Raw genomic sequence first — 22719 nt, 5'->3', positions numbered from 1 at the left:
ATCACTTAATAGTTACGTTATATCTTTTAATATTAGGTGATTCAAATTCATAAATAACATAGCGATCAGGAGGCACTTCATGCGGTTTCATGGTTGCTTTTTTCTTTTCTCGAACATCTAAAACAGATGTTTTCTTAGCCTCTTCATAAGGAGATAATACTCCTTCTTCTAGCATACTGATACGAATTTCACGTAAATTACGATCACTCAATACACGCTGTGAACGCCAGCGTTCTTCATCGGGTTTAAGCGCATCTTGTTTTGCTTTTTGGATGATACTTGGTAACGCATTATTCAGTAATGCAGTCTGAAGTGCCAAACTTCCTTCTGTCATTGCTTGAGCAGACCACCCTGTAGATGGCAAGACAGCCATGAACAAAATCACACCGATACCTGTGTAATAATGTTGCTTATTTTCCATTCCAATTCATCCTGAATTTTTTTCTTATTTGTTTCGAAACTACCAACCTTTTCACAAAATCGCAATGTCATTGGTAATATTCCTGAAAAAATCAGATAAATTGCATGTATACAAAAAAAGATGGTGACTTTCATCACCATCTTTTTTAATCATTCGTTAAAATTTAAACTTAACTCAGTTTCATTTTATCGAAAACAAGATGACCATTTTCACCTTTTATCAAGATGTTATCGCCTGGTTGGAACTCAGCCGCTAGAATTTTCTGAGCTAAGCTGTTCTCTACCTGTTGCTGAATCGCACGTTTAAGTGGGCGAGCACCATATACAGGATCAAAACCAGCATCAATTAATAGATCAAAAGCTGTATCATCCACAGTTAAGCCCATATCACGATCACTCAAGCGAGAACGTAAACGATCTAACTGAATATCAGCGATTCCACGAATCTGCGCTTTTTGAAGTGAATGGAAAACCACTAACTCATCTATACGGTTAATAAACTCAGGACGGAAGTGCTGACCAACTGCATTCATCACGACAGCTCTTACTTCATCATCAGTTGCACCCTCACCTAATTCACGTACATCTTGTGAACCTAGGTTCGAAGTCATGACAATAACCGTATTTTTAAAGTCGACAACACGACCTTGTGAATCCGTTAAACGCCCATCATCCAATACTTGTAGTAAGACATTGAATACATCAGGATGTGCTTTTTCGACTTCATCAAACAACACCACACTATATGGTTTACGGCGTACCGCTTCTGTCAAAACACCGCCTTCCTCATAGCCGACGTAACCCGGAGGAGCACCAACTAAGCGACTCACAGAATGTTTTTCCATAAATTCCGACATATCGATACGGATCATGGCATCATCACTGTCAAATAAGAAGTTCGCTAATGCTTTGGTTAACTCAGTTTTACCGACACCTGTTGGCCCAAGAAATAAGAAAGAGCCACTTGGACGGTTTGGATCAGATAAACCTGCACGCGAACGGCGTACTGCATTAGATACAGCAACGACAGCTTCATCCTGACCGACAACACGGTTGTGTAAGAACTCTTCCATATTAAGCAGTTTCTCACGCTCACCTTGCAACATCTTAGATACAGGAATACCTGTAGCCGCACTGACCACTTCGGCAATTTCGTTCTCAGTTACTTTGGTACGAATCAGTTTAGGCTCTTCGTTTTCCTCAGCAACTTCTGCTTGTTCCAAACGCTTTTGTAACTCTGGAATCACGCCGTATTGTAAACGTGCAGCTTCAGCCAAATCACCTTCACGTTTTGCCTTTTCTAATGCACTACGTGCTTGATCCAGCTCAACTTGTGCTTTTTTATCACCTTCAACCAGTGTTTTTTCAGCTTTCCAAATTTCTTCAAGATCATTGTACTCTTTTTGCTTTTCAGCAATTTGCTGTTCAAGATGATTGACTTCAGCTCTACTGCCCGAATCCTCATCTTTTTTCACTGCTTCAAGTTGCATTTTTAACTGAATCAAGCGGCGATCCAATTTATCTAAAGCTTCTGGCTTGGAATCAATTTCCATTTTGATACGCGATGCTGCTTCATCGATCAAATCAATCGCTTTATCGGGTAACTGACGGTCTGTTATATATCGATGTGACATTTTTGCAGCAGCAATAATTGCCGAGTCTAAAATCTGAACTCCATGATGAGTTGCATACTTCTCTTTTAGACCACGCAAAATGGCAATGGTATCTTCAACACTTGGCTCATCGACCAACACTTTTTGGAATCGACGTTCAAGCGCTGCATCTTTCTCAATATATTGACGGTATTCATCTAAAGTCGTTGCACCAACACAGCGTAATTCACCACGCGCCAAGGCGGGTTTTAACATATTACCTGCGTCCATCGCACCATCGCCTTTACCTGCACCTACGAGTGTATGTAACTCATCGATGAACAGAATGATTTCCCCTTCATGTTTGGCAAGATCTTTAAGGACAGCTTTTAGGCGCTCTTCAAATTCACCACGATATTTTGCACCTGCAAGTAATGAACCCAAATCCAAAGACAACACACGCTTATTCTTCAAACTTTCAGGGACTTCACCATTAATGATACGTTGCGCTAAACCTTCAACGATCGCAGTTTTACCCACACCAGGTTCACCAATTAGGACAGGGTTATTTTTGGTACGACGAGATAACACCTGAATCGTGCGGCGAATCTCATCATCGCGACCAATCACTGGGTCAAGCTTTCCTGCAAGTGCGCGCTCAGTTAAATCAATCGTATATTTATTCAATGAGTCACGTTGATCTTCATGATTATTGCTCATGACTTTGTCATTTCCTCGAATATTTTCAATTACTTTATGTAAGCTTTCTGGCGTTACACCAACACTTTTCAATATCGTTTTGGTTTCACCAGTTTCAGCCAACCCTAACATCACCCAATCTGTCGATAGAAACTCATCACCTGCTTTCTGTGCATAGCGGTCAGCTAAATTCAGTGCCTTTACCGCTTCAGGATTTAGATTAATATCACCCGTTGGATTTGCTATAGTCGGGGCATTTTGCAATGCCTGTTCAAGTTTTTGCTTCAGCTCTGGTAAGCGAGCACCTGATTGTTGCAACAAACTTAGATTGGCTGGTTCTTCAAGTAAAGTCGACAGAATATGAATACCTGCAATCGCAGTATGATCTTTACCCATTGCCAAAGATTGTGCATCAGAGAGTGCTTGCTGTAAGCGGTTTGTAAATTTTTCAAAACGCATTCTTGTTATTCCTCACAACAAATTTTTAACTTAACACTTAGATGGGAACTATTTTTTAAATTTCAAATAAATTTTATATATTTTTCAAAGTTTTAAAATATTTTAACCAAATAAAACTCAGTAATAATATGGGTATATAAATAATCTATTTCAAGTATATTTTGTATAATTTTTCAGTCTTTGCATATTCGCACAAAACCATTCTTGTTCTTTAATCAATAAGGTTTTAGCTTATTGTTTTGCTTCAAGCTAAAAAAGATGATGATGTACTTTAAAAAAATTATTCTCGCAGCAACATGTATGATTCCGATTCAGTTACTTTTTGCTCAACTTCCTCAAGACTCTCGTCGTGCTGGTGGCATTGCAGTGATCCCTTTATCAACGGGCATAACTCAAGTCTCTTATGAAGGTAAAGCGGTACTCATCAGTAAGGAGAATGAACAACATTATGCTGTGTTTGGTATCCCTCTCTCTGCTCAAGTCGGAACACTAACTCTTAATACCAACAAGAATCCTATTCAAATTGAAATCAAACCTTATCGATACGCGGAACAACGCTTAAATGTTAAAAATAAAGACTATGTGAATCCAAATCAGGAGCAACTAGACCGCTACGCGCGTGAAGCAAAAGAACAAAATGATATTTACAGTTCTTTCAGTCAGAGTTCATGGACACAATTCCCAAATTTCATCAGACCTACTTCTGGAAAATTTAGCAACTCTTTTGGTCGTAAACGTTTTTTTAATAGTGAAGAACGTGCACCACATTCAGGTCTAGACATTCCAGCGCCGATTGGGCAAAAAGTCGTTGCACCAGCAGATGGTGTAGTTGTAGGAACTGGCAATTATTTCTTTAATGGTAATACAGTCTTGATTGATCATGGCCAAGGCTTAATTAGTATGTTTTGCCATTTGAGTAAAATTAATGTTGAAAAAGGTCAACATATTACTCAAGGTGAAGTTTTAGGCTTGGTCGGCAAGACGGGACGTGTAACAGGACCGCATTTACATTGGGGAATGAGCTTAAATAATGCGCGTGTAGATCCTGAATTATTTTTAAAATAAACATAAAAAAAGTGATCTATTTAATAGATCACTTTTTAGAAAAACTTAACAATAAAGTATTAAGCAGCTTCAATAATTTCGAAGTCATGTGTAATTTCAACACCACCATCTGAAAGCATTTTGCTCGCAGAGCAGTATTTTTCAGCTGAAAGTTCGACAGCCTTTTCAACCTGCTTCTCTTTTACAGATTTTCCTGTTACAACGAAGTGCAAATGGATTTTAGTAAACACAGCTGGAATTGAATCAGCTCTTTCTGCTTTAAGTTGACATACGACATTCGTCACATCTTGACGAGATTTCTTTAAAATAGTCACAATATCAAACGAAGCACAACCACCAAGTCCCATTAAAATCAACTCCATAGGACGTGGGCCACGGTTTTCACCCCCATATTCAGCAGAACCATCCATAACCACAGTGTGGCCACTTTCCGATTTTGCCTCAAAAGCAACATTCTCTAACCAATGTACACTTGTTTGCATTGCAACTACCCAAAAAACGTTATAAATTTACTCTGTTCTTGTACACTAACATAAAATGAGTTGATAAGGAATTTCATCTCTTCTGTGTAGAAAAGGCTCTTTTAAGGGTCTGTGCGATCGGTTTTATCCAAATTCGGAAATTTTAAGCATGACTTCAAATTTTTCACAACTTAGCACTGATGCTTTATCTCCAGGTCAGTTACCTGAATCAGTTAAAGCTCTGCTAAAACGTGCTCATATTAACAGATACCCTAAACGCACCACGATTATTGACGCTGGAATGGAATCAAAATCACTGTATTTAATATTAAAAGGTTCAGTGTCAATTATCTTACGTGAAGATGATGAACGTGAGATTGTTGTGGCCTATCTCAACCCAGGTGATTTCTTTGGTGAAATGGGGCTTTTTGAAAAAAATCCTCAACGTACCGCAGAAGTTCGTACACGTGACGTTTGTGAAATTGCAGAAATTTCATATGACAACTTCCATGAGCTAAGCAAACAATACCCTGATTTAAGTTATGCGGTATTTGCTCAGCTTGTTCGTCGTCTCAAAAACACGACACGTAAAGTAACAGACCTTGCATTTATTGATGTTTCTGGACGTATTGCTCGCTGTTTAATTGACTTATCTGCTCAACCTGAGGCAATGATCCTACCGAATGGTCGTCAGATTCGTATTACGCGTCAAGAAATCGGCCGTATCGTTGGTTGTTCTCGTGAAATGGTTGGTCGTGTACTTAAAACACTTGAAGATCAAGGCATGATTCAAACAGATGGTAAAGCTATTTTAATTTTTGATACTTCTTTAGAAGAGAATAGCTTTTCTGAAGATGAGTTTGACGACGAAGAATAAATCTTACTAACGTTGTGATACTCAACAAAGCCAGTGTTCTTCACTGGCTTTAATTTTTATTGTTTAGTACAGATAATTATAAATTCACAGAAATTTGATTACATAATTACAATGATTATAGAGATATTCAGAATGTAAAGCGCCTCCAACATTTTTTATAATTCACAATATTACGATGAAATTCATAAGATACTGATTTGGAGCAAATAAGTATGAAAAAATTGGCTTTAAGCCTTTGTGCCGCAACTGTAATGACTATCTCAGGTTGCGCTTCTTTTGCCGATATGGCGGGTGCAGATAGTGCAACTTTAAATGCTCAGTCAGCACAAAGCTTTGCAAAAATGACACAAGAAGCACGTTCGAAGAATCAGCTTGATACCAGCTCAAGCACATACAAACGTATTAATGCTGTGTTTTTACGTTTAAAACCATACGCAGATCAAATGAACCAAACAGGTCAAAGATTTGATTGGCAACTTGCAGTATTAAAATCAGATACTGTAAATGCTTATGTTGCCCCAGGGGGTAAAGTTGTTTTCTATACAGGTATTGTCAACAAACTTAACCTAACAAATGATGAGATTGCAGCGATCATGGGACATGAAATGACCCATGCACTCGAAGAACATGCGAAAAGTAAAATTGGTGCGCAAGCACTTACTAATCTTGCCATTGGAATTGGCAAATCATATGCAGGCGACAGTATTGGTAGCCTAGGTTCAGCAGCAATCGATCTAGGAAGTCAAGTTGGTGTTGGTTTACCTTATTCACGTAATCTCGAAAGCCGTGCCGATTATGGCGGTTTAATGCTGATGGCTAAAGCGGGTTACAACCCAAATTCGGCAATTACATTGTGGGAAAAGATGGCTCGCAATGACGGTGCAAGTGGTTCATCATTCTTATCAACTCACCCATCAAATGAACAACGTATTAACGACATGCGTAAGAACTTACCTGCTGCTTTAGCAGTGTATAACCGCCGCTAATCTAATATTAATACTGATGCCATTAAGTTCAACATTGATCTTAATGGCTAATTTATTTCAGCAATTCTTTCATCCGCAGTTACAGTTTTATTAGGCTGTACCAAGTTACAGATTAGACCAGTTCGATGGGCAATAATCTGCACCTCCATTTTCATTGCTTCCATCACCCCGATTACATCTCCCTCATTTACGAATGTATTTTCAGTAACTTTCCATTGCATTACGACACCGCTGATGGGTGCTAAAACATCATTCTCTTGGTGAGCCTGAAAAGTTTCTTTTGACTTATGGAGTTGCGGTGAAGCTGTTAAATTAAATAATGATGTTGGCAAGCCTATTTGATGTATTTTCCCATCAATCTCAATATCATGTCGTTGCAACATAGAGGATGATGTTATCCTCGCCCGCTCTTGAGTTGGATATTGCAAATGGTCTGCTTGCTCAATCCAACGCGTATGCACCTTGAACTCTTTCACAAAATCTGGCTCAGACAAGATCAATTGATGAAATGGCAATACAGAAGCAACCCCTTCAATTTCAAACTGTTCTAATGCCCTTTTGGCACGTTGAATTGCAATATCTCTGGTTGCGCCAGTCACGATTAGTTTTGCCATTAATGAATCAAATTGGCTTGAAACAGCGCTACCTGTCACAACTCCAGTTTCAAGGCGAATACCAATACCTGATGGCGGATTAAAACGAGTTATTTGACCAAATGAAGGAATGAAACCTCTTGCTGGATCTTCTGCATTAATCCGAAATTCAATTGCGTGTCCTTGGGCTTTTGGCATTTCAACAATTGATAATGTTGCACCTAACGCAATCTTAATTTGCTCAACAACTAAATCCATGCCAGTTGTTTGCTCAGTGACAGGATGCTCCACTTGTAAACGCGTATTTACCTCTAAAAAAGAAAGCTTGCCATCTTGGCTTAATAAATACTCCACAGTACCCGCGCCTACGTAAGCAGCAGCTCTACATATATCAATCGATGCTTGCTGTAGCTGTTGCTCTATCTGCCGACCAAGAAACGGCGCTGGTGCTTCTTCAACCAGTTTTTGATTACGACGCTGTAAGGAGCAATCGCGAGTTCCCACCACCACAACATTACCATGTTGATCAGCAATGACTTGCGCTTCAATATGGCGCGGTCGATCTAAATATTGTTCAACAAAGCACTCACCCCGCCCAAATGCTGTCTGGGCCTCGCGTACAGCTGACTCATACGAGCGAGCAACATCCTCTAAATGCCAAACCACTTTTAATCCACGCCCGCCTCCACCATAAGCTGCCTTAATTGCAATCGGAAGGCCATATGCTTTCGCGAACTCAATGGCTTCATCTGCTGATTGAAGTGGTTGTGCTGTACCATGTACCAGTGGCGCACCGACTGATTGCGCGATTTTTCGTGCTTCAATTTTATCGCCGAGTTTTTGAATTGACTCAGGTGATGGGCCGATCCAAATCAAACCTGCATCTATTACAGCTTGTGCAAATTCTGCACGCTCAGACAGAAAGCCGTAACCAGAATGGATCATGGTCGTTTGTGATTTTTTTGCTATTGCTAGCATTTTATCTATATCAAGATAGGTTTCTTTCGCAGTTACACCAGACAATGACCACGCTTCGTCTGCAAGTTTAACGTGTAAACTGTGTATATCATCATCTGCATACACCGCAACGGAATGAATACCTAAATCTTTACATGCTTGAATAATACGAACCGCAATTTCACCTCGATTGGCAATCAGTAATTTATGTTGTTTATTTTTCATGATCTTAGATGTCCATAAATTCTGTGATTTTGCGAAACTGGATGAAACTGCATGAAGGAATTTGTGCAACTAAATCGAGATGATGAGCAGCTACCATCGCGATGACGGGATACCCTCCTGTAATCGGATGGTCACGCATAAACAAAACAGGCTGACCATTTGGAGGGATTTGCAAAGCACCGATGCTGCACCCTTCACTAGGAAGTTCATGCTCAATTTCTCGTTGCAAAGCATGTTCCCCATGCAACCTCAAGCCAATCCGATTGCTTTCTGTGGTTACGAGCCATTTTTGTTGGAAAAGTAACTCCAAACTAGAAGTTTTAAACCAATCCGTTCTTGGCCCTAAATGGAGATCTATCACAATCACATCACCTTGTTTTGGCATATCGATAGAGCTCTGGCTCAAATCCACAGAATGAGTTTTCAATTGTGCCGATGCAAGCTCATCGCCAATCTTTAAAGGTAATGCCCCTAATTCAGCTAAACTGTCATAACTAGCACTTCCTAGAATGTTTTCAACCGCCAAGCCGCCCCGCACTGCTAGATAATTTCTCACCCCAGCGTTAGGGACTGCCAAATAAACCTCATCCCCCTGATCAAGTGCAATCGGTTGATAGAGAGGGACTCTAACTTTTTCTTCCTGTGCATATTGCACCGAAAGCTCCGCATCAGCGCCAGTAACAGCAATCACTGTAGGTTTTAAAATACTGAGAACAAGGCCACCATTGAGTATTTCCAAGGCAGCGGCATTTTGAGGATTACCTACAGCCAAATTGGCACTTTGAAAAGAAGTCTGATCCATTGCACCAGCTCTACCTACGCCCATTTCTGCCATGTTTAGGCGGCCAACATCCTGTATAAGCACCTGTAAACCAACTTTTTTAACACGTAAAACTGCTTCATTTTCAGTAATTCGTTTTTCCGAAATTGGCACTGTATTGGGAACACAAATTTGTGTGGGTTGATGTGTAACATCTTTGAAAATCACTTGATCATTCGGCAGCAACAAAGCAGGTTGTTCTCGTTGAACATCCCACATTTTCAGATCAGTTTTCCCAATCAGTTGCCATCCACCAGGACTATCTTTAGGATAAACACCACTATATTCACCCGCCAAGCCGACTGAACCTGAAGTAATTTTTTTACGGGGTGAAGCCAAGCGCGGAATGCTTCCAAAAGGAGGCTCATCACTCACTAAATAAGCAAAGCCTGGTGCAAAACCAATGAACGCAGCACGCCATAAGGTTTGGCTATGTTTGTAAATAAGCTCCGAAACACTTAACCCAACAAGATCTGCAACATGCTCAATATCCTCACCGTTATAACGGACTGGAATAACCAATTCTTTACCAATAAATACCGCACCATCTAATATTTTCAGTGAGCAAATCCACTTAATTAGGGTCTGTGAATTGATAAATATAGGATCAAAATAAACCAAAATCGTCCGTGCAGCGGGAACAAGCTCTCGAATATAAGGATGTTGTGCATGTTGTAGTGTTCGATATGCAGCCATCGTATCTTGTAAGCTTGTAAATTCAATTAAAAAAGCATTTGCATTGACCGATAGAAATCTCATATCAGCTCTCATTTATGCCATTGGGTCAGTAAAAGAACGTACTTGAATTTGATGCTGAGTTAGGGTCTGTTGTATCACCTTCGCAATTTCCACTGCACCTAATGTATCACCATGTAAACAAACCGTATCCGCCTGAATTGGTGTAAATACACCTTCAATAGACATGACTCCACCCTTTTGAATCATTTCTAATACACGTTGTGCAATTTGATCGGCATCATGTAAAACAGCTCCATCTTGACGACGAGACACTAATCCACCATCACGATGATAGGCACGATCTGCAAATGCCTCTGAAACGACATTAACACTTTGTTGACGCGCAAACTCAATTAAAGGTGAGCCTGCTAAAGCAACTAATGCCAAGGAAGCGTCATAAGCAAGTAATGCATCGATAACTGCTTGAGCCTGATTCAAATTAGTTGCAATGGTGTTATAAAGTGCGCCATGTGGTTTTACATAACGAACCGTTGTTCCTGCAATTTTAGCTAAGCCTTGCAACGCTGAAATTTGATATAACACATCGGCAAATAACTCATCATAGGAAACATCCATATTACGACGGCCAAAACCGACAAGATCAGGATACGAGACATGTGCCCCAACACATACATTGAATTGAGCAGCTTGCTTTAATGTTTTTAGGATACTTTGTGGATCACCTGCATGGAAACCGCAGGCAATATTCGCACTACTGACAATCGGAAGAATCTGTTCATCATTGCCCATTTTCCATGAGCCATAGCTCTCACCTAAATCGCTATTTAGATCAATATACATATAGCCTTCCAATTGCTTTTTTTCATTTCACATACGTATTTTAGCAATATACTCGAAACGCTCAGTTTAACAACACTGATTTTTATGCATTTTATAAATCAACATCATAGCTTTAACATAGAATCAATTTAGGCCACATTATATTTTTATATAGAATAGAACTTCTAACCCAAGGCTCTTTTGAGTTAGAAGAAATTTTTAATCACTTATTTCATTAATCGTAAATACAGCATGTGTGTCGCACTGGTGTGACGGATATGATCAGGGCGCTTATAAAAATACCTTTCACTTAATCCATCCCCAGATAGATCTTCAGCTACGACATAGCCCATATTCTCTACAGATTGATGTAAATCCTTTGGTCTAAACTGTCCTTTTAAAGGTTCTTTTAAAAAACGAGTAAATTGTGAGACGAATAGACTCCCAAAACGTTCAATACCCGCTAACTCTCGATAATCAATCGAATAATCTAAGACCACTTCACTTCCTTTCGCAGCAAAATTAGCAATACTTTCCAAAGTTTTGAGTGTAGTTTGAGGCTCAAGGTAATGCGTCGTACCTAACCATGAGTAAAATGCGGGTTGATCTTGCTGAAAGCCACTACGTGCTAGAGCATCAGCGATTGACTCTTTTTCAAAATCAATAGAGACGAACTCTACATTGGCAGGAATCTCACCAAATTCTTTTAGTTTTTTTTGTTTGGCTGCTTGTGTATCAGGATGGTCAACTTCAAAAATTTTTAATGCTGGATAATGTTGAGCTTGTCTCAAAATAAATGAATCTAAGCCTGCACCGACTAATACATACTGTTTTACGCCACGTTCAATTGCTTCATACAATTGATCTTCAGCATAACTCGAACGCCCTACAACTTGTCCTGTCAGCAGGCCGAGTGTTCGGTTAAATACAAGAGAATTCATCACTTTAACAGTAAGTGACGTCGTAAGGAGCTTTTTCCAACCTTTGCTGGTCAGCTCAAATGCAAATGGATCTGAAAATACTGGATTTTCTGCATGTTGAAAGTGGTTCGCACGTAATGCCGCTGCCGCCTCAGCCGTACGACTTGATTGTCCTTCTTTCATATATCGTTCCTAATTTATTTCTATCTCGCAAAAAATAAGCAGCAAATTTCATCCTTAGATAAAATTTACTGCTCTTTAATCATTCGATAAATGACTTATTATTTAGTTTTTTCAGTTTGATACGTCACTTGATAATCATTTAAGTCCATACGTTTTAAACGCTTTTTCAATGCTTTTAATGACCACGGCCAAGCCGCAAAGTTACGACCATTTGCATCCAAGTAATAGCTCTTACAACCGCCTGCATTAAATACAGTCGTTTTCAGATGTTTTTGTACTAAATCATTATGCTTCTTGATCACTTCCGGCTTGATATTTAACTTAGCAATACCCTTCTCTTTGATTTTGAGTAATCCATCAACAATATAATCAAGTTGTGCTTCTGCTAAACCAATGAATGAATCATAAACAAGCACGTTTGGCCCTAATATCAAGAATCCATTCGGTACATTCTCGATACTCGTACCTAAATATGCTTCTGGAGAACTATTTTTCCATAAATCATTTAAGATTTCGCCTTTCTCGTTTTGAACACGCTTACCAATAGGTGGATGCGATACCTCAAAACCTGTACCCCAAATAATCACATCTACTTCGTGACGTTCGCCATTTGCAGAAACAACTGTATTTCCTTCAACTTTGACTAAACCGTGAGGAATGAGCTTAGTATTGGGTTGTTGTAATGCTGGGTAATAGTTGTTAGCGAATAATAAACGCTTACAACCAATGGTAAAGTTTGGCGTTACATTTTTACGTAATTCAGCATCTTCAATTTGGAAGCGTAAAATCAATTTTGCAAGTTCGCCCACTGGTTTTAATACAGCTGGGTTACGTAAACCGAAGTTAATTGCATTTAGTGATTGGGCAACAGTTTTACGCCATGTTTTTTGAATGAGCGGGAATTTCTCAATAAGTCCCTTACTCACATCACCTAAATCAGTATCAGGCTTTGGTACAACCCAAGGTGCAGTACGTTGGAATATATAAAGCTCTTTTGCTTTTGGCTGAATTTGAGGTACAAACTGGATTGCTGATGCACCTGTGCCAATAACTGCAATACGCTTACCTGTTAAATCGTAATCATGGTTCCATTTCGCTGAATGGAACATTTCACCTTTAAACGTCTCTAAACCTTCCAATTTAGGGATTTGAGCTTCAGTGATTGGGCCTGTGGCGAAAATTGCAGTACGCGCTAAGAATTGACCTTTGCTCGTGTCCATGACCCATAGATTACGCTCATTATCCCAAGCAGCATTCAGTAATTCCGTACCAAATTCAATTTTTGAACTGACACCAAAGTTTTCACTTACTTCTTCTAAGTAGCTTAGAATTTCAGGCTGACGTGCAAATAAGTGACTCCATTTCGCACTCGGTGCAAATGAATATGAATACAGCGCTGAAGGGACATCACATCCGCAACCTGGATAAGTGTTTTCACGCCATGTACCACCTACGCGCGTTGCTTTTTCAATGATCTTATAGTTTTTATAACCCACTTGATCTAAACGAATCGCCGTTGCAATACCAGAGATACCTGCACCGACGATGAACGTATCGTAGATATGTGATGGTAAAGCCTTTCCTTCAGCTGAATCTAATTTTTTTGCTTGAGCTGTCATTTCAAAATATCCTTTCATCTAAAAACAGATGTCAATAACGGTGTCTTACCGAATTCTCATCTAAATTTCATCATTAGCCTTCGGCTCGACCTACTTTTCTTTCGGGAAAAGTAGGCAAAACCATTTTCATCCGCAAAACCTGTTCACCACTTTCATTTATTTAATAGTTTCTTGAATATAAAACCTTATTATCTTTTTGATACCATGCAGGTTGCGGATGAACATTATGCGTATCAAAACTCGATAGAGATTTTACATTTGGTTAGGCTATTTCATTAATCGGTATGATGTACCTAAGAATTTTGCGTATAAATTTGGCGCTGTACGCTTCATTAACCAGAACAACTTGGCATCGATTTGCGGAATGGTATAAAGCTGATCTTTGTCCAAACGATCTAAAGTAAGTTTTGCTACTTTATCGCTCGTCGTGAATGCCAGATTGGTCAATGCATAATCCAAAAGACCTTTATGCGGAACTTTGCCATTTTTAATAATGTTGGTTGGAACTAAGGTTGGGCACAACACATTTACTTTGATGTTATGTTTTCTCAGTTCAGCTGAAAGTGTTTCTGATAGAGCACGAACACCAGCTTTCGTCACGTTATAAGCCGTCATTTCAGGCGCTGCGGTATACGATGCGGCAGATGCTACATTGATAATTGCACCGCGACCTAGTTGCTTAAATTTAGGTACAAAATAGTGGCAACCATGGACAACCCCCCATAGGTTAACATTTGCGACCCATTTCCAATCGTCTAATGTCATTTCATCAAACTTGCCACCGAGACCGACACCCGCATTATTAATCACTAGCGTCGTAGGATGTTGCATCAACTGTTCAGCTTGCTCAGCGAGTTTCTCAACTTGCTTAGCATTGCCCACATCGCATTTGACTGCGAATGCCTTTGCACCAAGTTCCTCAATCAAAGCCACTGTTTCTTTTGCAGCGTCTAAATCAATATCAGAACAAACAACTGTGCCACCACGTTTTGCCAATTCAAGTGCAAAACTACGACCAATGCCACTACCCGCACCTGTCACTACTGCAAAAGCATTTTGGCTAGGCTTTATTTTTTTACCAAATAATCTCATATTTGTTTTCCAACAATCTTGTATTTACATTGACCAAGTTATGCAGATGCTGCACGAACAGGTGGCACAAACTCTTTAAGGAAATAAGGGCTTAATAAACCTGTCTCAGGATTTAATAAGCGCTCTTTGTAATATTCCATATACGCTGTCGTATCATGGTCATTTGGATGGAAACTAGGACGTAGATATTCAAGAATATGCATGAAACTACTGCCGAATACCCCACGCTTACTACCGAAAAGTAAAGCTGTACTTTCAACAATATCTTTCATGTAGCGAGGATTGATTAAATTGCTTGGTTTACGAACAAATGGCATCAAATAACCACCTAAAGACACCCCGCCTAAAATGGTTAAACTTGCTAATAAGAAACCTGTAATTCGAACCCAGTAGTCACCTGACAGCTCTAAAAACACATCATAGGCAATATCTTTATGTTCAGACTCTTCCAACATGTGCCACATCCACATCGCACGCTGTCTTTCATCTTGTGAACCCAGCAAGTAATCTTCATGTTGCATCATGAACTCAGCTAAAACAGCCGTGTAATGTTCGATACCTGCCATCAATGACAGCTGCATAGCATTTGGTAACTTATAAATTCCGTACTCAAACACCTTATCTGCAATCGCACGAAGTAAATCCACTGGATAACCATTTTCTTTCAATACTTCATCATTGAATTGATTATGGATTTTGGAGTGAATTGCTTCCTGCCCAATCAGCGAAGTCAGTCTTTGTTTTAAAATCGGATCTTGGATAAACTCACGATGATGACGCGCAGTTTCAATAACAACATCTTCACCAAAAGTCAGAAAAATAGACAATGCATGAAAGTATGATGTCGCTAATTCTTTATTTAAAAAGAACCTCTCATCCAATTCATCTGGATTAAATTTAAAATCAAAATGGCGAATCGGAATCGGAGACTTATTCGCAAAATTTTGAATAATTCCCTGATATTTAGTACTCAATTTGTCTGAGAAAACATTTCGTAAAACTTGAGCGACCATGGTTTGATCCCCACTGAGAGTAAAAAGTAAAATCGATGCACAGCAAATCAATTTGAATCGTAAAATTGTCTATAAGATTATTTCTGAAACTTTAACAATTCGATGCTGAAAATCACGTTAGATCACGGGCTTATGAATACTTGTCAAAAGTCATTTCAAATTGAATTTTTCTAAGTAATCTCACCGCATAGTGCGCTAACAAAATATGACCAACAAGAACCAAATTGCTCATTACGCCATGAACACTTTTGCCAATTCAAATGATTAAATTTCATTGCACACTAACGATTAAAAATGTACTAGAAATCAAGCCGCTTGGACTTTTGGCGTAAATTCTTTAACAAAGAATGGATGTAACGCACCACCTTCAGACAACAACTTTTTCTCGTAGTATTCAAAATACTCAGTTGCATCATGATCATTTGGATGGAAATCAGGACGTAAATAGTCAAAAATTCGACCTTGCGTACTACCAAATACACCGTCTTTCGGACTAAAAATAAGCTTTACGCCACGACGTGCGTCACGCCAGAATTTTGGTGTAAACAATTCTTGTGGTTTACGTAGTAAAGGAACCATCGTTGCGGAGAATGGAATCAAGCCAAGAATGGTGAAATATGCAAGGAAGAAACCTCCCACACGTAATGCATAATTACCGTTTAAAGTTTGATAAACGTCATACGCCACATCTTTATGCTCCGACTCTTCCAACATATGCCACATCCACAAAGCACGAGTTTTAGCGTCATCAGAGAAATAGAAGTTCTGCTCATGCGCCATCATGTATTCGGCTAAAACGGCAGTAAAATGTTCAATCCCAGCCATGAGTGAAAGTTTTAGCGGTTGAGGAAATCTTAGGAAAATATGATCGAAAAATTGTTCGCCAAGGAAGCGATACAACCTAACTGGATAATCAAGATCAACAATTGCATCATTAAATTCATTGTGTAATTTTGAATGAATTGCTTCTTGACCAATTAATGATGTTACACGTTGCTTTAAAATTGGATCTTTCAACATATCGCGATGATGACGTGCAGTCTCAATAACTAAGTCTTCGCCGTATGTCAAAAACACTGAAAGTGTCGCAAAAAAAATCGTAGCAAACTGATTGTTCATATAGAATGAAAGATCAATTTGTTTGCCATCAAATCCGATTGCTAAGTGACGAATTGGAATACTTTTTTTACTCGCAAAATCAATTTGCTCAGTTATTGGGTTAGATTTAAATAAACTTAAACCTTTCTTTAATGTGCTAGTAACCATGGCTACACCTACCTACTTCACTTGAGCGTCATTTGCCCTTTTACATTTGGTTCAGGATTATCTCTTTTCGTCTAACTCAATAACTTGCTAAGTTACGAAAAAATATTCGGGAGATTTTTGTGAACCTAACTCTTCACTAAAACCAATGTAAACCGATCTTATGTTCGGATTCAATTCGGGTAAATTCTTCACTTAAACAGTCATCTTTTAATTTTATTGAAATAACTTTTTATGATTTTTATCAGATAAAAAATTTATATATAAAACACAATTAATTATTAAATATCAATATATTATATAATTTAAATTTTATTTTTCATAATTTATAGATCTTAAATTTAAATTGATTTATATACATTCATTACAGTTAAATCTCATAAATTAAAAAATATGTAATTTTATTTGTTCGGATTATTTAAGCCTATCTTTCATGCTTATGACGGTTATGTTAATCTGACATTATGTTCGGATTTTAATAATAAGATATTATGGCAACTCGAAAACCACGTCAGTCACGTTCAAAAGTGACTGTAGACACGATTATTGAAGCTGGCTTTATTGCAGTTGCAACTAACGGTACTAGCGGCACAACCACAAGACACATTGCAGATATTGCAGGAGTGAGTGTTGGCTCGCTATATGAGTATTTTAAAAATAAAGAAGAAATATATGACGCTATGGCAAAAACCTTCGTCAAAGAAGTCTTGGATATGGTGAAAGAGCTTACCCCGATTATCATTGAGCAAGAACTAGAACCATTGTTTCAAATGATCTTTTATACATTCAGAGACTTACTCACACGCGATGATGATCGTTATCTGATTTGTCTGCGTTACGCTACAGAGTTGAAATACGAAAAATACATTGGTCAGATCGAAATGGCGCTGATGGAAGTATTAATGAAATATATGATTCGTCATCCACGTTATTTAAAAGTGAATAACCTCAGCGTGACAGCATATATCAGTATTAATAGCAGTATTTTCAATGTCGCGCGTCATTTAATCTTACCAAATCCACAAATTAGCTTCGATGAAATGGTGAAAGGTTTGAGTACAATGATCATCAGCTACATCGAAACAGAACTTGCTAAAGCTGAAAGAGAAACCACCTTAACACATGTATAACAGAGTAAAAACAATGTTTAGCCTTTCAATTACGCCAAGATTCTATGAAACAGATGCTTTCGGACATATAAACAATACAGTAATCACAGGTTGGTTTGAAACAGCACGAGAACCAATTTTCCGATTATTTAACCCAAGTATGGAAATCAAAAATCTGCCTTTGATTCTTGCACGAGTTGAAGTCGATTTTATTGCTCAAATCTATTATGGCGCAAACATCGAAATCAAAACATGGATTGAACACATCGGAAATTCATCTTTCGTCGTTGCACATGAAGCATGGCAAAATGATCATTGCGTAGCACGCGGCAAAGCAGTCCAAGTTTATTTCGATTTCAACACACAAAAATCAGATCGTATTCCTGATCAATTCCGTACCAAGTTACAGCAATGTATGACTAACCAATAAATATATTTCCGCTGAAACAACTTTAATTATTTCAGCGGATCAAATTTACTCGCCTAAATCTTCAAGAAAATCGAATGTTGGAACAAAGAATAAACTCCCTGAAACAGCAGTACTGAAATCAAGGATACGGTCAACGTGACCATTTTCTTTACCAAGAAACATATTCTCAAGCATAGTTTTCGTGATGTTAAATGAACGAGAATAACCAATAAAGAAAGTGCCATACTCACCTTCCGTTGGATTAGAGAATGGCATATTGGCTCTTAAAATTTTTAACTCATTGCCGTCTGCATCATGTGCTTTACTCACGACATTATGTGCATTTTGCGGCTTAACATCATCACCTAATTCAACATCATCATACTTCTTACGACCAATTACTTTTTCCTGTTGTTCAGTAGTTAAACTTTTCCACATTTCCATGTTATGTAAATATTTCTGGATAAAAACATAACTACCACCGAGGAACTCAGCATCCTCTTGTCCAACATAGGCAATTTCTTTAGCAATTTCATGCTCAGGGTTTTCAGTCCCATCGACAAAACCAAGAATTGCACGACCATCAAAGTATCTAAAGCCTTTGGTTTCACTAATTGGAAATGTCGTTTCTTTGAGTTGATCGTGCAGAATAGAAGCAAGTTCAAAACAAATTGCCATTTGATTGGCACGTATATGAAAGAATAAATCACCCGCAGTTGCTACGGCTGTGTGCTTCTCACCTTTGATTTCCTGAAATTCATACAACTCTTTAGGTTTATTCAAACTTGGAAATAGAAGATCCCACGCTTTTGAACCAATCCCCACAGACGCACTAAAATTTCCATTTGGAAAACGATTGGTCAAACTTCTGACCAATGCTGAAAAGTTCGCTAAAAAGTCAATAATTTCAGAAGTATCTGCCTGATCTTGAATTCCGAGAACAATAAATAAAGCATTTTCACCAGAAAGATTATTAATCACTGGCTGTGGTCTTAGGAATGTATTCATAAATGTTAAGAATAGGATAAAAATTAATAACCTATCCTACACAAGTCACAGAATAAGTTAGCAAGATAATCACAAATATTTACTATTATTCGGTATAAATAACGAAACTATCTCCACGGCAGAAACTGGCTAAAGTTAGATTTAACTTTTTAGCCATTTCAATTGCCATACTTGTTGGCGCAGAAATAGTTGCCAATAAACCAATATTATATTGAGCGCATTTTCGAATCAGCTCATAACTGGCACGACTGGTCATCACCACAAATCCATCCGCAACATTTAATTTTTGCTCAGCTAAGTAACCTAGCAATTTATCTAATGCATTATGACGGCCAACATCTTCAAATAAAGCGATAATTTGTCCTTTGACCACCCAAGCGGCAGCATGCGCACCACCTGTTAATTCACTGATTTTTTGTCGTACTTTTAACTGCACGATTGCATCTGGAATTTGCCCCAACCACTTAGATGGTACAGTGGTATTCACAGTTGGAAGATTTGCGTAAAGTTGTTTCAGACTTTCTATACCACATAATCCGCACCCAGTTCTGCCCACCATCATTCGACGATGTTCTTTCAATGCTGTAAAAGCACGCGATGAAATCGTCATATCGACTTGTACACCCAGTTCATTCTGACTGATTTCAAGTGAGTAAAGCTCGTTTAGGTTCGTTAAAATACCTTCTGACAGACTGAAACCTTTCGCAAATACCTCTATATCAGATGGCGTTGCCATCATGACAGCATGTGAAATACCGTTATAGATCAGTGCAACAGGATATTCTTGAACAATATAATCCAATTCATTTTCAGAGATATCCCGATGGAAACGATGCACTTGCATCGTTTCATAGCCCAGTGTTTGTGTATCCACATTGACCTCTAAAATTTACATCCAATCTATCCAATTATTTACCTGAATAGTTCTATGTATTACTCACTCGCTCATTGGCATGTTCAGGATCAACTGCGATAGCCAAATTAAAATGTTCAGGTGCTTTACCTGCGTGCAGAATCACAGGAACACTTTTTGAAGCAGGAATTTTTGCATATTTATCATGACTACCTAAAGCAACCAGTGGGTTTGTTTCAGGATAATATGCCGCTAAGCTTCCTTGAGGAATGTTATAAGGCACAATACGGAAACTATGCACTATTCGCTTCACACCATCAGAGAATACACTCTCAATATCGACCCACTGATCTGCAACAAATCCAGCTTCATCAATATCTGTTTGGTTCATGAACAATACACGGCGCTGCCCAAATACACCTCTATAACGATCATCTAAACCATATAAAGTGGTGTTGTACTGATCATGTGAGCGCGTAGTCATTAAGGTATAAACTTTCTGTTCACTATATGTCGCAGCATATTGATTTTCTTGATCTTCATAGACTTCATCTATTGGCGTAATCAAAAATTGTGCTTTACCACTTGGCGTATGCCAAACGTGCTGATTAGCAGGATGTTCTAGATGAAAACCACCCGGTTGATATACACGCTGATTAAAATCATGGAACTCGTCAAAAACATCGGCAATAGAGTCGCGAATACGATCATAACTTTCGATATACCAACGCCATTTGACATTTGTTTCAGGCAATGCCGCTTCTGCCATACGTGCAACAATATCAGGCTCGGACAAAATATTTTCAGAAATTGGAGGATTACGCCCTGCCGATAAATGCACGTTACTCATCGAGTCCTCAACCGAAATCGCTTGCGGACCATGAACTTGCATATCAATTTCAGTACGACCTAAACAAGGCAACATCAAGGCATCTTGACCACAGACCAAATGGCTTCGATTAAGCTTAGTTGTGATATGTGTCGTCAAAGAACAACGACGCAAGGCCTCTTGCGTATAAGGCGTATCAGGTGTGGCAACCGCAAAGTTACCGCCTAGCCCAATAAAGACCTTAACATCGCCTTCATACATCGCTTTAATCGTATCAACCACACCATGACCATGTTTACGAGGTGATTTAATGCCGAATACACGATCAATACTATCTAACATTTGCTCACTAGGATTTTCGTTAATCCCCATGGTTCGGTCACCTTGCACATTACTATGGCCACGAACTGGGCATAAACCTGCACCCGGACGACCAATATGTCCTCTAGCTAACAACAGATTTGCGAGCATATGGATATTGGCTGTTCCATGACGATGTTGAGTAATTCCCATTCCCCAACAGAAAATCGCTTTTTTAGAGTCGAGGAACATTTTGGCAATCGATTCTAAATGTTCGGGTGACAATCCTGTGTACTTATGAATTTTTGACCATTCTGTACGATCAATTTCAGCAAGCATTTCATCAAAGCCAACTGTATTCATCTCGATAAAACTTCGATCAAATACGCTTGCTTTGCCTTTCGCAATGGCTTTTTTATCCCATTCCAACAAATGTTTCATTACGCCAAACAGTAATGCATAATCTCCACCAATTTTTGGTTGAAAATAATATCGGCTGATTGGCGTACTACCATTGGTCATCATTTCTAAAGGCGCTTGAGGGTCTTGGAATCGTTCTAAACCACGCTCTTTAATTGGGTTAATTGCAATAATATTGCCACCACGTTTAGATACTTCTCTCAGTGTTGCGAGCATTCGTGGATGATTCGTTCCAGGATTATGACCAAAGCTAAAAATAGCATCAGCCTCGTCAAAATCGTCGAGGATAACCGTACCTTTACCTAAACCAATCGAATCTTTTAAACCGACACTTGTGGTTTCATGGCACATATTCGAACAATCAGGAAAATTATTCGTTCCAAAGCTTCTGACAAACAGCTGGTATAAAAATGCAGCTTCATTACTTGCGCGGCCAGAGGTATAAAAAGCAGCTTGATCTGGATGTTCTAAAGCTTGTAAATGTTTTGCAATCAGCTGAAATGCTTCATCCCAAGAAATCGGAACATATTTATCTGTCGCAGCATCATAGCGCATCGGATCAGTCAAACGTCCGAGGTCTTCCAAAAAAAAGTCACTTTGTTCAGCGAGCCAACTTACTGTATGTTCAGCAAAAAACTCAGGTGTAACTGTTTTACTTGTTGCTTCAAATGCGACTGCTTTAGCTCCGTTTTCACAGAAATTAAATGCATGCGCATCTTTTTTCTCAGGCCATGCGCAACCTGGACAGTCAAAGCCTGTTGGTTGATTAATATTCAGTAAGGTAATAGAACCTTTTTTTAAGATATCTTGCCGTTTAAGGTTTCGAGCGACACTCAGCAATGCACCCCATCCACCAGCAGGTTGAGTATATGGCTCAATTCGAGCGTAGCCATTATTTTCTTGCGTATTTATGGTCTGTTCTGAATTATCCATGGAATCGCCCTCATCTGAGCTGTCATTTGTGTCTATGGTTATTACACTTAACATGAAATGAGGTTATTTTCTATTTTTGTTTTGTGTGATCATTCA

19 protein-coding genes are annotated in these 22719 nt (G+C 38.8%); 5 read left to right on the top strand and 14 right to left on the bottom strand.

Annotation, left to right across the window (positions count from 1 at the left end; genetic code table 11):
* Nucleotide 1: 1 nt before the first annotated feature.
* Together ACF8D3_RS08765 and clpB are read right to left on the bottom strand one after the other, a co-directional pair.
* Nucleotides 2-421 (bottom strand): hypothetical protein, encoded by a 420-nt coding sequence (locus tag ACF8D3_RS08765; RefSeq protein WP_392471144.1) that lies wholly within the window; start codon nt 419-421, stop codon nt 2-4.
* Nucleotides 422-590: 169 nt separating this feature from the next.
* A complete protein-coding gene (gene clpB / locus ACF8D3_RS08760; protein ID WP_392471143.1) occupies nt 591-3170 on the bottom strand; it encodes an ATP-dependent chaperone ClpB in 2580 nt (859 codons plus the stop codon).
* Between the two features lie 264 nt (nt 3171-3434).
* Between clpB and ACF8D3_RS08755 the strand changes: the two genes are divergently transcribed.
* Nucleotides 3435-4235 carry a peptidoglycan DD-metalloendopeptidase family protein gene (locus tag ACF8D3_RS08755; RefSeq protein WP_392471152.1) on the top strand — a complete coding sequence of 267 codons (801 nt, stop codon included), beginning with the start codon at nt 3435-3437 and terminating at the stop codon, nt 4233-4235.
* A 59-nt stretch (nt 4236-4294) separates the two neighbouring features.
* Here the strand turns inward: ACF8D3_RS08755 and ACF8D3_RS08750 are convergent, their stop codons facing one another.
* Nucleotides 4295-4717, bottom strand: coding sequence for an OsmC family protein (locus ACF8D3_RS08750; RefSeq protein WP_007482847.1), 423 nt, complete (start codon nt 4715-4717; stop codon nt 4295-4297).
* Between the two features lie 148 nt (nt 4718-4865).
* Here ACF8D3_RS08750 and crp point away from each other — a divergent pair, with 148 nt between their 5' ends.
* Nucleotides 4866-5573, top strand: coding sequence for a cAMP-activated global transcriptional regulator CRP (gene crp / locus ACF8D3_RS08745; protein ID WP_004880197.1), 708 nt, complete (start codon nt 4866-4868; stop codon nt 5571-5573).
* Between the two features lie 212 nt (nt 5574-5785).
* Nucleotides 5786-6559, top strand: a complete 774-nt coding sequence (locus ACF8D3_RS08740; RefSeq protein ID WP_004880198.1) for a M48 family metallopeptidase — start codon at nt 5786-5788, stop codon at nt 6557-6559.
* A 47-nt stretch (nt 6560-6606) separates the two neighbouring features.
* On the opposite strand, the gene ACF8D3_RS08735 is transcribed toward ACF8D3_RS08740, so the two are convergent.
* The 8 genes from ACF8D3_RS08735 to ACF8D3_RS08700 form a co-directional block, all read right to left on the bottom strand.
* The gene (locus ACF8D3_RS08735) at nt 6607-8334 is read right to left on the bottom strand and encodes an acetyl/propionyl/methylcrotonyl-CoA carboxylase subunit alpha (protein WP_392471142.1); all 1728 of its coding nucleotides are present in this window, start codon (nt 8332-8334) and stop codon (nt 6607-6609) included.
* Between the two features lie 4 nt (nt 8335-8338).
* Complete coding sequence (locus tag ACF8D3_RS08730) at nt 8339-9913, bottom strand: 5-oxoprolinase/urea amidolyase family protein (RefSeq protein WP_392471140.1); 1575 nt, start codon at nt 9911-9913, stop codon at nt 8339-8341.
* A gap of 12 nt (nt 9914-9925) precedes the next feature.
* Complete coding sequence (locus tag ACF8D3_RS08725) at nt 9926-10693, bottom strand: LamB/YcsF family protein (protein WP_392471139.1); 768 nt, start codon at nt 10691-10693, stop codon at nt 9926-9928.
* A 206-nt stretch (nt 10694-10899) separates the two neighbouring features.
* Nucleotides 10900-11775: a class I SAM-dependent methyltransferase gene (locus ACF8D3_RS08720; protein ID WP_061526890.1), complete on the bottom strand. Its 876-nt coding sequence runs from the start codon at nt 11773-11775 to the stop codon at nt 10900-10902.
* Nucleotides 11776-11873: 98 nt separating this feature from the next.
* On the bottom strand, nt 11874-13394 hold the full coding sequence (locus ACF8D3_RS08715) for a flavin-containing monooxygenase (RefSeq protein WP_392471137.1): 1521 nt from the start codon (nt 13392-13394) through the stop codon (nt 11874-11876).
* A gap of 267 nt (nt 13395-13661) precedes the next feature.
* Nucleotides 13662-14486, bottom strand: coding sequence for an SDR family oxidoreductase (locus ACF8D3_RS08710; RefSeq protein ID WP_004880207.1), 825 nt, complete (start codon nt 14484-14486; stop codon nt 13662-13664).
* A 38-nt stretch (nt 14487-14524) separates the two neighbouring features.
* Entirely contained in the window at nt 14525-15499 is a 975-nt protein-coding gene (locus ACF8D3_RS08705; protein WP_004880208.1) for a metal-dependent hydrolase, read from the bottom strand.
* A 306-nt stretch (nt 15500-15805) separates the two neighbouring features.
* Nucleotides 15806-16765, bottom strand: a complete 960-nt coding sequence (locus tag ACF8D3_RS08700) for a metal-dependent hydrolase (RefSeq protein ID WP_023014400.1) — start codon at nt 16763-16765, stop codon at nt 15806-15808.
* A gap of 488 nt (nt 16766-17253) precedes the next feature.
* Here ACF8D3_RS08700 and ACF8D3_RS08695 point away from each other — a divergent pair, with 488 nt between their 5' ends.
* Together ACF8D3_RS08695 and ACF8D3_RS08690 are read left to right on the top strand one after the other, a co-directional pair.
* Nucleotides 17254-17892: a TetR/AcrR family transcriptional regulator gene (locus ACF8D3_RS08695; RefSeq protein ID WP_004880214.1), complete on the top strand. Its 639-nt coding sequence runs from the start codon at nt 17254-17256 to the stop codon at nt 17890-17892.
* 13 nt (nt 17893-17905) lie between these two features.
* On the top strand, nt 17906-18301 hold the full coding sequence (locus ACF8D3_RS08690) for an acyl-CoA thioesterase (RefSeq protein WP_392471136.1): 396 nt from the start codon (nt 17906-17908) through the stop codon (nt 18299-18301).
* A 45-nt stretch (nt 18302-18346) separates the two neighbouring features.
* Here the strand turns inward: ACF8D3_RS08690 and ACF8D3_RS08685 are convergent, their stop codons facing one another.
* The 3 genes from ACF8D3_RS08685 to ACF8D3_RS08675 form a co-directional block, all read right to left on the bottom strand.
* On the bottom strand, nt 18347-19288 hold the full coding sequence (locus ACF8D3_RS08685; RefSeq protein WP_392471135.1) for a Dyp-type peroxidase: 942 nt from the start codon (nt 19286-19288) through the stop codon (nt 18347-18349).
* Nucleotides 19289-19373: 85 nt separating this feature from the next.
* A complete protein-coding gene (fdhD, locus tag ACF8D3_RS08680) occupies nt 19374-20162 on the bottom strand; it encodes a formate dehydrogenase accessory sulfurtransferase FdhD (protein ID WP_392471133.1) in 789 nt (262 codons plus the stop codon).
* A gap of 52 nt (nt 20163-20214) precedes the next feature.
* Nucleotides 20215-22623, bottom strand: a complete 2409-nt coding sequence (locus ACF8D3_RS08675; RefSeq protein WP_392471131.1) for an FdhF/YdeP family oxidoreductase — start codon at nt 22621-22623, stop codon at nt 20215-20217.
* Between the last annotated feature and the right edge of the window lie 96 nt (nt 22624-22719).

Source organism: Acinetobacter sp. YQ_14 (assembly GCF_043102985.1).
Classification (GTDB): domain Bacteria; phylum Pseudomonadota; class Gammaproteobacteria; order Pseudomonadales; family Moraxellaceae; genus Acinetobacter; species Acinetobacter venetianus.
The sequence above is the reverse complement of the archived record's forward strand: the minus strand, read 5'-3'. Positions and strand labels throughout refer to the sequence as shown.